The organism is Herpetosiphon sp. NSE202 (genome assembly GCF_042688385.1).
In the GTDB taxonomy this organism is placed as follows: Bacteria; Chloroflexota; Chloroflexia; order Chloroflexales; family Herpetosiphonaceae; genus Herpetosiphon.
Map to the genome: position 1 here is coordinate 405,342 of NZ_JBHUPY010000007.1, position 11,000 is coordinate 416,341.

15 protein-coding genes are annotated in these 11,000 nt (G+C 48.0%); 12 read left to right on the top strand and 3 right to left on the bottom strand.

All coding sequences use genetic code 11. The features are described from left to right. Positions 1-68 precede the first annotated feature (68 nt). A complete protein-coding gene (locus ACFMKP_RS11365) occupies positions 69-1,091 on the top strand; it encodes an MraY family glycosyltransferase (RefSeq protein ID WP_382291887.1) in 1,023 nt (340 codons plus the stop codon). A gap of 59 nt (positions 1,092-1,150) precedes the next feature. On the opposite strand, the gene ACFMKP_RS11370 is transcribed toward ACFMKP_RS11365, so the two are convergent. Continuing rightward, positions 1,151-1,354 carry a hypothetical protein gene (locus ACFMKP_RS11370; RefSeq protein WP_110518608.1) on the bottom strand — a complete coding sequence of 68 codons (204 nt, stop codon included), beginning with the start codon at positions 1,352-1,354 and terminating at the stop codon, positions 1,151-1,153. A gap of 202 nt (positions 1,355-1,556) precedes the next feature. On the opposite strand from ACFMKP_RS11370, the gene ACFMKP_RS11375 reads away from it, so the two are divergent. The 6 genes from ACFMKP_RS11375 (at position 1,557) to ACFMKP_RS11400 (ending at position 5,975) form a co-directional block, all read left to right on the top strand. Beyond that, positions 1,557-2,354 (top strand): NUDIX domain-containing protein, encoded by a 798-nt coding sequence (locus ACFMKP_RS11375; RefSeq protein ID WP_382291889.1) that lies wholly within the window; start codon positions 1,557-1,559, stop codon positions 2,352-2,354. A gap of 129 nt (positions 2,355-2,483) precedes the next feature. Beyond that, positions 2,484-2,666 (top strand): hypothetical protein, encoded by a 183-nt coding sequence (locus tag ACFMKP_RS11380; RefSeq protein WP_382291891.1) that lies wholly within the window; start codon positions 2,484-2,486, stop codon positions 2,664-2,666. Between the two features lie 206 nt (positions 2,667-2,872). Continuing rightward, positions 2,873-3,544, top strand: coding sequence for a hypothetical protein (locus ACFMKP_RS11385; protein WP_382291893.1), 672 nt, complete (start codon positions 2,873-2,875; stop codon positions 3,542-3,544). A gap of 156 nt (positions 3,545-3,700) precedes the next feature. After that, positions 3,701-4,249, top strand: a complete 549-nt coding sequence (locus tag ACFMKP_RS11390) for a DUF3267 domain-containing protein (RefSeq protein ID WP_382291895.1) — start codon at positions 3,701-3,703, stop codon at positions 4,247-4,249. Then, on the top strand, positions 4,242-5,477 hold the full coding sequence (locus ACFMKP_RS11395; RefSeq protein ID WP_382291897.1) for an ABC transporter permease: 1,236 nt from the start codon (positions 4,242-4,244) through the stop codon (positions 5,475-5,477). The genes ACFMKP_RS11390 and ACFMKP_RS11395 overlap by 8 nt, the downstream gene beginning before the upstream one ends. A 15-nt stretch (positions 5,478-5,492) precedes the next feature. After that, positions 5,493-5,975: an NUDIX hydrolase gene (locus tag ACFMKP_RS11400; RefSeq protein WP_204757495.1), complete on the top strand. Its 483-nt coding sequence runs from the start codon at positions 5,493-5,495 to the stop codon at positions 5,973-5,975. A 46-nt stretch (positions 5,976-6,021) separates the two neighbouring features. Here the strand turns inward: ACFMKP_RS11400 and ACFMKP_RS11405 are convergent, their stop codons facing one another. Further along, positions 6,022-6,804 (bottom strand): SDR family oxidoreductase, encoded by a 783-nt coding sequence (locus tag ACFMKP_RS11405; RefSeq protein ID WP_382291899.1) that lies wholly within the window; start codon positions 6,802-6,804, stop codon positions 6,022-6,024. Positions 6,805-6,976: 172 nt separating this feature from the next. Between ACFMKP_RS11405 and ACFMKP_RS11410 the strand changes: the two genes are divergently transcribed. The 5 genes from ACFMKP_RS11410 to ACFMKP_RS11430 all read left to right on the top strand — a co-directional run bounded on the left by ACFMKP_RS11410 (position 6,977) and on the right by ACFMKP_RS11430 (position 10,631). Then, on the top strand, positions 6,977-7,987 hold the full coding sequence (locus ACFMKP_RS11410; protein ID WP_382291901.1) for an ATP-binding cassette domain-containing protein: 1,011 nt from the start codon (positions 6,977-6,979) through the stop codon (positions 7,985-7,987). Beyond that, positions 7,980-8,792, top strand: coding sequence for an ABC transporter permease (locus ACFMKP_RS11415; RefSeq protein ID WP_382291903.1), 813 nt, complete (start codon positions 7,980-7,982; stop codon positions 8,790-8,792). Before ACFMKP_RS11410 ends, ACFMKP_RS11415 begins: the two co-directional genes overlap by 8 nt. A 2-nt stretch (positions 8,793-8,794) precedes the next feature. Continuing rightward, the gene (locus ACFMKP_RS11420; protein ID WP_382291905.1) at positions 8,795-9,583 is read left to right on the top strand and encodes an ABC transporter permease; all 789 of its coding nucleotides are present in this window, start codon (positions 8,795-8,797) and stop codon (positions 9,581-9,583) included. Between the two features lie 49 nt (positions 9,584-9,632). Continuing rightward, complete coding sequence (locus ACFMKP_RS11425; protein WP_382291907.1) at positions 9,633-10,277, top strand: hypothetical protein; 645 nt, start codon at positions 9,633-9,635, stop codon at positions 10,275-10,277. Between the two features lie 69 nt (positions 10,278-10,346). Further along, the gene (locus ACFMKP_RS11430) at positions 10,347-10,631 is read left to right on the top strand and encodes a hypothetical protein (protein ID WP_382291909.1); all 285 of its coding nucleotides are present in this window, start codon (positions 10,347-10,349) and stop codon (positions 10,629-10,631) included. Positions 10,632-10,633: 2 nt separating this feature from the next. Here the strand turns inward: ACFMKP_RS11430 and ACFMKP_RS11435 are convergent. After that, the coding region (locus ACFMKP_RS11435; RefSeq protein WP_382291911.1) for a hypothetical protein at positions 10,634-11,000 on the bottom strand (367 nt) is incomplete at its 5' end.

Sequence of the window (11,000 nt, forward strand, 5' to 3'; positions counted from 1 at the left end):
TTAGTAGGAGAGGGGACGGTGGATCTTCGCCCAACTCAACAATATTAACTTTCACCAAGAGAAACTATATGAGTGTTTCGCTGGCCCAAATCTTCCTGATTTTTCTTTCGGCGCTCACCATGTCGATTGTAAGTACACCGCTGGTTCGGCGCTTGGCAATTGCCGTTGGCATTATCGACCAACCCAATGCGCGCAAAGTCCATACCAATCCAGTGCCATTGCTTGGCGGCTTGGCAATTTATGCTGGGGTTATGGTTACCCTGCTGATTTGGGATGAACAATTTATTCTGCGCGAGTTGGCGGCCATTTTGGGCGGCGCGACGATTGTAGTTACCTGTGGCATGCTCGATGATAAATGGGGTTTATCAGCCTCATTAAAATTACTGGGCCAGATTATTGCCTGTTTTGTGCTGATCTTTGCGGGCATCCAAGTGCAATTATTCGCCTCGCCAGTGCTGAATGCCATCATCACAATTGCCTGGGTCGCGGGTATTTCGAATGCAATTAATTTTCTCGACAATATGGATGGCTTATCGGCAGGCTTGACGGCGGTAGCATCGGCATTCTTTTTGCAACTTGCGGTCTTGAACGGCCAAGTCTTGGTGGCGGCGCTGTCGGCAGCCACGATGGGCGCGTGTATGGGCTTTTTGCGCCACAATTTCGTGCCCACCAAAATCTTTATGGGCGACACTGGCAGCCTGTTTTTGGGCTTTATTTTGGCGGTGCTTGGCATCAAGTTGCGCTTTCCCAGCAACAGCATCATCGTCACGTGGATGATTCCAATTGTCGTGTTGGGGGTGCCAATTTTTGATACCACGATGGTGATTGTGGCACGCTTACGGCGGCGAGTAAACCCATTCAACACGCCAGGCAAAGACCATATTTCGCATCGATTGGTGGCACTTGGTGCTTCACGCCGCGAAGCTGTGTTGATTTGCTATATGCTTGGCGTTGGCTGTGGCATTACCGCGACAATGTTGAGCAAAGCCGATGTGCAGGAAGCCTATGCCTTGGCAGGCTTGTTGATTACGATTGCATGTGTTGGGATTTGGTTTTTCGAACGCTATGCGCGCTATACGCCACCCAAATAAGCGCGCACAACAAAGCCCATGGTTTCTGCTCCCGCAGCCGTAACCATGGGCTTTTTGGTTTAAGCAGCGACCTTTTGTGATTCCCAAGGTAAATCGAGTGCTAAGCGTGAGGCAGTAACCAAGGCAGGCTTGAGCAAAAGCTTGGGACCATAGGCCATCCAAACACTTTCGTCGGTAACACAGCGATACGATCCATCATCAACGAGTTCCAATCGAGCACCGCAATCGGGGCAGCGGCGTTCTTCGAGCGAACGATTTTCCATGACGGGCCTCCTTGTGTGGGTGGTGTGTCCGGAGTTGGCGGAATTAAAAAATCCCACCCCCCGGATAGAGGAGTAGGCGATCATTGCCCTGTCATATGGCCACGCTGCCATGTGTTAAGCTGTAGTATACATGGATTTGGCAAATTGACAATCGGGCTAGCGCAGTAGTTCTATGGCCAGCCTAGTGATGGAGGGTTTTGTAATGTATTGTCTCCAGTGTCGCCAGCGGTTGGAGCCTCGCTTGCGCGGCGGGCGTGAACGCTTGAGCTGCCCTGATTGTGGCTGGGTCTGGTTTAATAGTGCACCAGCTGGGGTTGCTGCCGTCATCCAAAACGAGTTTGGTGAGGTCTTGCTGGTGCGGCGGGCTGGCTCGTTTCGGCCTGGCTTGTGGTGTTTGCCATGTGGCTACCTTGAGCACGATGAGGAAATGCGCCAAGGCCTCGCCCGCGAAGTGCTTGAAGAAACTGGCTTGCATGCAGAAATTGGCGAAGTTATCGCTGTGCATTCGAATCTTGATCGCGAGCCGCCGTATCCGCTCGGGGTTTGGTTGCGAGCCACGGTCAGCGGGGGCAATTTGCAAGCTGGCGGCGATGCAGATTTGGCCCAATTTTTTGCCCTTGAGCAACTGCCGCCATTGGCCTTCGATCACGATGCGTTGGTCTTGGCTCAATTGCAGCAGCCAAGCGATGCCAGCATCGCAACGTTAACCACAGAGATGCATGAGTTTGTGCGTTCGAAGGGTTGGTACGAGGCGAATTCAAAACGCCCGCAAACGCCACGCAATTTGGCTATTTCGCTGACCCTCGAAGCCGCCGAAGTGCTCGAACACCTGCAATGGCGCGACGAAATTGTTGATCAGGCTGAATGGCAGGGCGAGTTAGCCGATGTCTTGCTCTATTTGCTGCAATTGGCCGATACTACCAACGTCAATTTGGTCGAAGCAGTGCGCGCCAAATTGCGCAAAAACGCTGATCGAGTGTGGGATCAACCAGCTCAGTAAGTGGCAAAAATGAGAGAATTAAAACTATTTAATGTCGTTGATTGACAGCAAGCAGCAATATCCGCTATAGTTAAACCAGAACTTGTGTTCTATCACAAATACAAGTTCTGGATGAAGGAGGTATTGCGCATGAGTCAGCAACCGGATCAACAACAACAAAATCGGCCATTGCGGCTGATGTTTATGCTTACAATGATGATAATGTGTATCACTGTGACGGTTTTGGTCGTGCTTGGGCGCGATGTTGCCCAGCTTGTGACCGTTGTGGCAGCTTTTGCAGCTTTAGGTGCATTGCTCTGGCCAAAACATTAACCAAACCTTGCTGTAAGGGTTACTCCTTACAGCAAGGTTTGTTGCTATTTTTAACAATCTTGAGCCAATAATTCCAGTTTCAGCGCAATACCTGCTTTCAATCCTGAGTCATGCGTGGTAAATTCACCCTTGGCAGTTACGAGCCAATTGCGTATACTCATACGACATTCCGCCAAACGCAACCTCTACCAAGAAAGGGTTTCCGCATGAAGCCACGATTTTTTGCGCTTGGCAACCAACAACTGCATAGCGCTGCGCTGAAGCAGCATCCTGCAAGCCGCCGGATTATTGGCTGGATCAGCCTGTTTGTAGTTTGTTTGTTGCTCATTCTGTATAGTTTTAGTCAATTTGATCATATTCCGTTGAGCACGCTTACCCGCGACCCCGCCGATATTACGGGAGTGCCGTTCTATGTTGGCATTCTTTCAACCTTGGGTGTGATGCTCTGGTCGGCAGCAACTGGCATTTGTGCAGTTGGCTTGTTATTGCTTGAGCCGAGCCATCCGCAGCGGCGTTTTTTAGCGGCCTCAGCACTCTTATCTGGTTTATTGACCCTTGATGATGCTATTTTACTCCACGAACGGGTGTTTCCGGTGCATCTGCATATTCCCGAAAATTTGGTGCTGGCCGGCTACTTGGGCCTAGGAATCGCCTATCTTTATTATTTTTTGCCACGAATGTTAAGCACAGATTATGGCTTGTTTCTGATTGCCGCTGGATTTATGGGCTTATCGATTGTTTTTGATGTGATTATGCCCTTTCATGAGCTAGCCACCTTTACCGAAGATAGCCTCAAGTTTATTGGGATTGTCTTTTGGTTGAGCTATTTTGGGCGCACTGTCCAAAGCATTTTAGCTCACGCCAAGCACCAAAGCTAACCCAACGCAATGCTTCTACTCAAAGCGCCGTGCTTCCAACGGCGCTTTTGCTTGGCTGCAAACTCTACAAGGAACTGATTATAATACGTTAGCATTTATTCAAATGACGTAGGATGGTCGCTTTGGGCACTGCGTCGATGAGACATGAGGATCAGCATGGCAAACGAAACGCAACCTCAATCCAACATCGTTGAAGGATTAACTGGGCGCTTACCATTCTTGATTGGTGGTTTAGCTGGTTTTTTCAGCTTGGTCGTGTTTATGCGCATTCGTTATATGCTGCATACGAGCGCGCATAAACTTGATTTTGAAGGGATTCAGGCATGGCTGATCATCGATATCGTGATTATGTTGATCATTGCGCCATTAGCGCATACGCTGAGCCATGTGCTTGGCTTAATTGGCCAAAAGCAGCCATGGAAACTCCAACGCCGCTTGCTCTATCCTCGCGTTCGTCCAACGCAGCCACTTTCTCGTCGTCAAGTTATCGGCTATTTACTAGCGCCCTTAGGCTTGAATGTACTGTTGCTGTTTGGCCTTGTAATCGAGCCGCTTGCGGCCTACCTCGCCTTATGGGGTGCGGTTAATCTGGCGCTAGCCACCAACGATCTTTGGAAGGTTTTGGGGGTTTGGCGCTTTCCTCAAACCAGTTCATTTGTTGTTCACCAAAATCATCTTGAGCGAACGGAGGCGCAACGTGGATAAGATTTGGTTTGTTGCCCGCCGCGATTTGCTCTATCACATTCGCAAAAAAGATTTTTATTGGTCAACCTTGGGCGTGCCTTTGCTGATTGGCGCAATCTATTTGTTTGCCCAACTCTTTGGTGGCGACCCATCGGGCCAAACCACCGCCAGCCTGTTTATTCCCGATAATGATCGCGATCACAGCATTGGCATCGTTGATCAAGCGGACGTGATTAACCAGCACTTTGAAGTTATTTCGCCAACCATCGTACTGCAATTTGATGATCAAGTCACTGCTGAAAGTGCCTTGCGCCAAGCGCAAATCGAAAGTTTGTTTCTGATTCCTGCCGATTATCAGCAATCGGGAATTGTGACTCGCACCACGCGCACGGCCAGCATTTTTGATCAGGCTGATACGAATGCCTTGCGCACCTTGTTGGCAGTTAATCAACTGCGCTCGCCACATATCGATTTTGTGCCACTTTTATTCGAGCCAATTAGCCTGAGCAAAGCAGAAGCGATTGGCAACAATGTACGGGTTGCGGGCAATCTGAATCAAAATTTTGCTGGCTCGATGGTGCCAATTGGTTTTGCCATGGCAATTTATATTTCAATTTTTATGGGCGCTAGTTTATTGATGCAAGGCATTTTGGAGGAGAAAGAGAATCGCACGCTCGAAGTGCTGCTCACTTCCATCTCGCCGCGCGAACTCTTGACTGGCAAGATGGTTGGCTTGGGCATTGTGGCCTTTATTCAATTGGGCTTTTGGGCCATGCTTGCAGTTGGGGTTTTGCGTGGCCAAGCAATTCGCGCAGCTCTCAACCAAGTGCAAATTGAGCCATTGACATGGCTGTTGCTCGGCATCTTTTTTCTACTCGGTTATTTGTTTTATGCCAGCTTAACCGCAGGGATTGGGGCAATTAGCCCATCGATGCGCGAATTATCGCAATTAATTATTTTGGTTAGCGTTCCAGCGATGATTCCATTGATGTTTATCACCTCGCTGCTGAGCAAGCCCAACGGCACTTTAGCCTTGATCCTCAGCATTATTCCCTTCACCGCGCCCTCAACAATGATGCTGCGTTCGGTTATGACGGTTGTGCCGCCATGGCAAATTGGCTTAAGCATTGGGTTGCTTGCCCTATCAGTTGTGGCGACGCTCAGCCTAACTGCGCGTTTATTTCGGGCCACGATTTTGTTACGCGGCAGCAAATTTTCCTTGCGTGGCTTATGGCAGGCGTTACGCTAAATGCGGAGGCATTGAATGGAACCAATTGTGCATGTTGTGCTAGCCTTGTTGCGGCGGGAAAATCAGGTGTTATTGGTGCGTCAACAAGGCCAAAATGGGAGTTATTGGAGCATTCCTGGTGGCAAAGTCGAGGTTGGCGAGCATTGGCTCGAAGCCTTCGCCCGCGAGGTGCGCGAAGAAACAGGCTTGGTTGCCGCACCCAGCACTTTAGCTTATATGTCGCAAGTCTATTTGGTTGGCAAAGCCCAGACTGTGGTTTTTTGCGCCTTCGAAGGCACAACCGAGGGCGAAATCGCGATCAACGATCCCGATAACGAGATCGAAGAATGTGCATGGTTTGATTTGCACGAGATTCCGACTATGGTGCAAGCGTTGCGCTGGCCAAGCACCCGCCTGCCCTTGCTCGATTATCTGGCGGGCAACGTCGAGGCAGGTCGAGTTTGGGCTTTTCGCTCGAATGAAGACAATAGCGAACAATATTTATTGCAGGCAATTTGATTGGAAATCCCTCGCCCGCTCTAGGTGGCGGGCGAGGGAACTTCAACTAGCCACGCAAGAGCGATTGACCGCCGTCGATCCAGATTTCGGTGCCGGTGATATGGCTTGAGGCATCGGAAGCCAAAAAGCCAACCAACTGGGCAACTTGCTCGGACGTGCCAGGCTTGCCGTGGGTCAAGGGAATATCGCCCTCGGGAAATTCGGCGGGCACTTGCACCCGTTCAATTGCCCGTTTTTCGGTGCTTTCTTCGATGCTGGTTTCGATTGCGCCAGGGCAAATTACATTGACGCGAATATTGAATTGCCCAAGCTCCAAGGCCAACATTTTGCTCATGGCAACTTGGCCCGCTTTGGTCGTCGAATAGGCAGTTGCGCCAGCATTGCTGAAGGTACGTGTGCCATTGATCGACGAGGTAACAATAATCGAGCCGCCCTGTTTTTTGAGCGCTGGCACCGTTTTTTGAATCGTCAAGAAGGTGCCAGTTAAATTAATATCGATCGTCTTTTGCCATTCTTCGAGCTTTAATTCCTCAATTGGTGCCCACACGCCGTTAATTCCAGCGTTGGCAAACACACAATTTAGCTTGCCCCATTGTTTGAGGGTTTGCTCAACGGCTTTTTGCATGTCATCAGGGTCGCTAATATCGGCAATGATGCCTAAGGCTTCGCCACCAGCTTTTTTAATCGCCTCAACCGTTTCGTTTAGCTCATCTTCGGTGCGGCCAAGCGCGGCGACTTTAGCGCCATGCGCCGCTAAATGTAAGGCGGCTGCCTTGCCAATGCCCGAACCTGCACCCGTCACCAACGCCACTGTATCGTTTAAATGCATGAGTCTGCTCCTTCGTTCAGATCACAATCTTCACAGCAGGCTATTGCAAGTTGCGTGCAAAGAATCCGCCTTGCGACTGAGGAGCACTCCATCATGCGATGGGCTAGCTTTTGCAACAAGCGGCTTAAACTGAACCGTACTCACCCACCCAATCCAGCTAGAGGAGTCCACGGTGCCGATTATTGATGTTCGTAATTTAGGCAAAACCTATCGCACGATTGAAAAAGAAGGCGGGGTCAAAGGCGCAGTTAAGGCCCTCTTTCGGCCCCAATATCGCGAAAAAGTGGCTGTCCACGATTTAAATTTCCAAATTGATGCCGGCGAAATTGTCGGCTACATCGGGGTTAATGGCGCTGGCAAATCGACCACAATTAAAATGTTAACTGGCATTCTCTACCCAACCACTGGCTCGATTTCGGTTTTGGGCCACGATCCACAGCGTGAACGGGTGGCCAATGCGCGCAATATTGGCGTAGTCTTTGGCCAGCGTAGCCAGTTATGGTGGGATTTAGCGCTAATCGAATCGCTCAATTTGGTTGCCAATATTTACGAAGTTGAGCCAAGCCGCTACAAACAATTGCTTAGCCATTTTGCTGAGGTTTTAGAGCTTGATGAAATATTAAAAACGCCAATTCGCTCGATGTCGCTGGGCCAGAAGATGCGCGCGGAATTAGCCGCAACCTTCATCTACGAACCTCAAGTTGTCTATCTCGATGAGCCAACCATTGGCCTCGATGTGATGGTTAAGCAGCGGATTCGCGAATTTATCAAAGATTACAACCAAACCCACAATACAACCCTGATGCTCACAACCCACGATTTAGGCGATATTGAGCAACTTTGTTCGCGGGTGATCATTATCGATAATGGCAGCAAAGTCTACGACGGCCCATTGAACGCAATTAAACAGCAATTTGGCAAATTTCGCACAATTACCTTTGAAACCAATCACCCAATTACAAGCGTGAATTTGCCACCAGCCTGCGAGCAATTGAGCCTGAGCGAGCACATATTGGAATTGCGCTTTGATCGTAGCCAAATTAGCGCCAGCCAAGTTGCAAATGCTGTGATGCAGCAGCTCGATGTCGCCGATTTTACGCTCAATGAGCCAGATTTAGAGAGCATTATTAAGCATTTATATCAGAATCCGACTGCCTATAATGAGGTTGGCGCTCGTGGATAAACTCTATTATCGGCTGCGGACTTACCGTAGCGTGGTTGGGATGAATATTAAAGAAATCCTCGCCTATAATTTTTGGTTTTGGTCGCAAGTTGGTGCCCATGTTTTACTCACAATTGCCTATATTTCATTTTGGAAAGCATTGTATAGCGAACGTGATTCAATTGCTGGCTTAGATATGCAACAAACCCTAACTTATATCATCTTGGCACGCATTGTTATGCCATTGGTGCAATGGGGCTATACCCAAGAATTTGGCTTTTGGATTCGCGAAGGTACAATTTCAAGCGAATTATTGCGGCCTGTCGATTTTCAAGAACGGATTTATATTGGTCATCTAACACGCACGTTTGTGTCATTAGCACAGCAATTAATTGTGGTTGGCAGCCTTGCACTATTTGTGTTTAAGATTAGTTTACCAACTGATCCCTTGGTTTGGCTTAGTTTTCTGATTTCGTTATTGCTTGGCTGTAGCATTTTATTTTGCTTCGATTGGATTTTTGGCTGTATTGCTTTTTATTCAACTGAGGTTTGGGGCTTGCAAGTTGTCCGTGGTTCAGTGTTACTGCTATTTAGTGGCGTGCTTTTACCACTAACTATGTTGCCAACCCAATTACAAACGATTGCTAAATGGCTACCATTTGCCCAAAGCGTTTCAATTCCTGTATCGATATTAAGTGGTATGACTCCATTAAGTAATCTTGGCAGCATTTGGCTCCAACAATTGGCTTGGCTTAGTGTGATGTTTATCCTTTCACGCTTGATGTTTAATTTCAGCGTGCGCAAAATAACTGTACAAGGCGGCTAAATATGCTCCGTTATACAAAACTCTATTGGTATTTTGTTATCCAGCGTTTCAAAATTTTGATGGAATATCGGCTTAATTTTTTCATTGGCTCGATTTCAACCTTGCTCTTTCAAGGCGCAAGCCTTGTTGCATTGTGGGCGGTTTTACGTCAAGTTCCGAGCATCCAAGGCTGGACATTCGAGCAAATTTTATTAATTTATGGTTTATTGACCTTATCCAAGGGGATTAATCATCTCTTTGCGGATAATCTTTGGGTGGTTGGTCGCGATTATATTCGGCCTGGCCAATTTGATCGCTTTTTAGTGCGGCCAATTAATCCCTTATTCCATTTATTAGCTGATCGAATTTGTCACGATGCAATTGGCGATTTTGTTGTTGGTTTGAGTTTAGTCAGCTATGCAATGGTGCAATTGCAATTGCCAATTAATCTAGCAAGCATTGGTTTTATCATATTAATGGTAATTAGCGGTGGCGTAATTTTCATTGCGCTAAATCTAATTACTGCGGCAACCTCATTTTGGATTATGGATTCGATTGCTGTAACCAACGTGGTGTTTCATACCAATGAATTTGCTCAATATCCGCTGACGTTTTATCATCGCTCAATCGGCATGGTCTTGACGTGGCTCATTCCATATGGCTTTGCCTCGTATTATCCCGCTAGCTATTTACTTGGCCACGAGATTGGCTGGATGGCGTGGCTGGCTCCGCTGGTGGCGCTGGTTTGCATCACGATTGCCTATAAAGTTTGGCTGTTGGGGCTGCGGAATTATGGTAGCACTGGCTCGTGAGCCAATTTCTACGCTAGAATAATGCCAATTTAATCACAAGGAGAGCAAGATGAGCATGGATGGTAGGTATGACGTTGAGGCTGAAATTATCTTCGAGCACGAAGACCCTGAGCGCGCTTTGCTCATGGCATTAGGCTTCACTCACGGCGAGTTACATTTTAGTCCCGATTCTCATCAAGGCTGGGATATTCGCTTCAGTGAAGAGCACAATCGCACGCTATTGCCAAGTGGGGCAATTCTGGCCGATTTTGCATTTCTCAACCCCCATTATCAACTGGGAGAAATGGCGGTTGGCAGAAAGTTTTGGATTCGCCGAGGATCACAACATCAAGGGACGGGCCATGTAACCCAAATTTTGAATTTAGAGCAATCTGCTCGCCAACGAGTGAATTATGATCTGCCGGTTGAAGTAACGTTTTTACAAGCGCCGATTAATAATCCGTCGCGATATTACTCGTTATTGTATGGCAAACACTTAAATACTTATGATTTGCATCAGGGCGTAATCTCCGTCTTACGCAATACTCCATTCATTCAGATTAAAAAGCGACAGAAGAAACATCTATCGATAGAAGCAAGCCTTAATTCAACTATGCTGCATCAACCACTAAACGCCATGTATCAGCGGCTAAGTCAGTATCATGAGTGGATTATTCATGAGATTTATGCGAATGATGGGCAAGCAACTTCATAACTAGACAATGCAATTCTTGCCACGGGCCAAGACATTCAGCCGCTTAAAACTAGTTACGGATCGATAGACGTGAACTTAATCGTTGAGGTCAGACGCATTGTCAATGCCAAAGAAAGCCTGAAAGGATATTTGGGTTTTACCTACGGCACGCTCTTTGAGGGTGAGAATTATAAATTGAATGGCAAAGAACGCCTGTTGATGCTTGAAGAAGGCCAAACAGTTACAGTTGGCCAGCCAGTGCGCGGCCATCTCGATCTGTATGGCATTGCTGAGCACATCGCAGCCTTGCCAAAAGGCACAAAATTTGTGCTGCGCGCTGAGGAACAGACCATTGCCAAGGGTCGGGTGATTTAGGATTATTGGATATGAGGTTTTAAGAACATAGATGTATTGGTACATGAGGTTAACCACGGCATGATCCCCTCACCCCAACCCCTCTCCCGTGGCGCGGGCGAGGGGCTTTCATCCCGTGGTTCTTGCACAATACGTTGGTAAAAACCGGTGCTCCCCTCGCCCGCGTTCAGTGGGAGAGGGGCTGGGGGTGAGGGCATGATCCTGGTTGCCAATCCAACGCACCAGTACACATAGAGCATAGAACATAATCCTAACAATCTGTGAAAATCTGTGGCGAAAAATCGTTCTTCGTGTTCTTCGTGTTCTTCGTGTTCTTCGTGTTCTTCGTGTTCTTCGTGTTCTTCGTGTTCTTCGTGTTCTTCGTGTTCT

Coding starts and splice junctions, on each gene's coding strand:
- ACFMKP_RS11365 (WP_382291887.1), top strand. CDS start 69: ATGAGTGTTTCGCTGGCCCAAATCTTCCTGATTTTTCTTTCGGCGCTC.
- ACFMKP_RS11370 (WP_110518608.1), bottom strand. CDS start 1,354: ATGGAAAATCGTTCGCTCGAAGAACGCCGCTGCCCCGATTGCGGTGCT.
- ACFMKP_RS11375 (WP_382291889.1), top strand. CDS start 1,557: ATGTATTGTCTCCAGTGTCGCCAGCGGTTGGAGCCTCGCTTGCGCGGC.
- ACFMKP_RS11380 (WP_382291891.1), top strand. CDS start 2,484: ATGAGTCAGCAACCGGATCAACAACAACAAAATCGGCCATTGCGGCTG.
- ACFMKP_RS11385 (WP_382291893.1), top strand. CDS start 2,873: ATGAAGCCACGATTTTTTGCGCTTGGCAACCAACAACTGCATAGCGCT.
- ACFMKP_RS11390 (WP_382291895.1), top strand. CDS start 3,701: ATGGCAAACGAAACGCAACCTCAATCCAACATCGTTGAAGGATTAACT.
- ACFMKP_RS11400 (WP_204757495.1), top strand. CDS start 5,493: ATGGAACCAATTGTGCATGTTGTGCTAGCCTTGTTGCGGCGGGAAAAT.
- ACFMKP_RS11405 (WP_382291899.1), bottom strand. CDS start 6,804: ATGCATTTAAACGATACAGTGGCGTTGGTGACGGGTGCAGGTTCGGGC.
- ACFMKP_RS11420 (WP_382291905.1), top strand. CDS start 8,795: ATGCTCCGTTATACAAAACTCTATTGGTATTTTGTTATCCAGCGTTTC.
- ACFMKP_RS11425 (WP_382291907.1), top strand. CDS start 9,633: ATGAGCATGGATGGTAGGTATGACGTTGAGGCTGAAATTATCTTCGAG.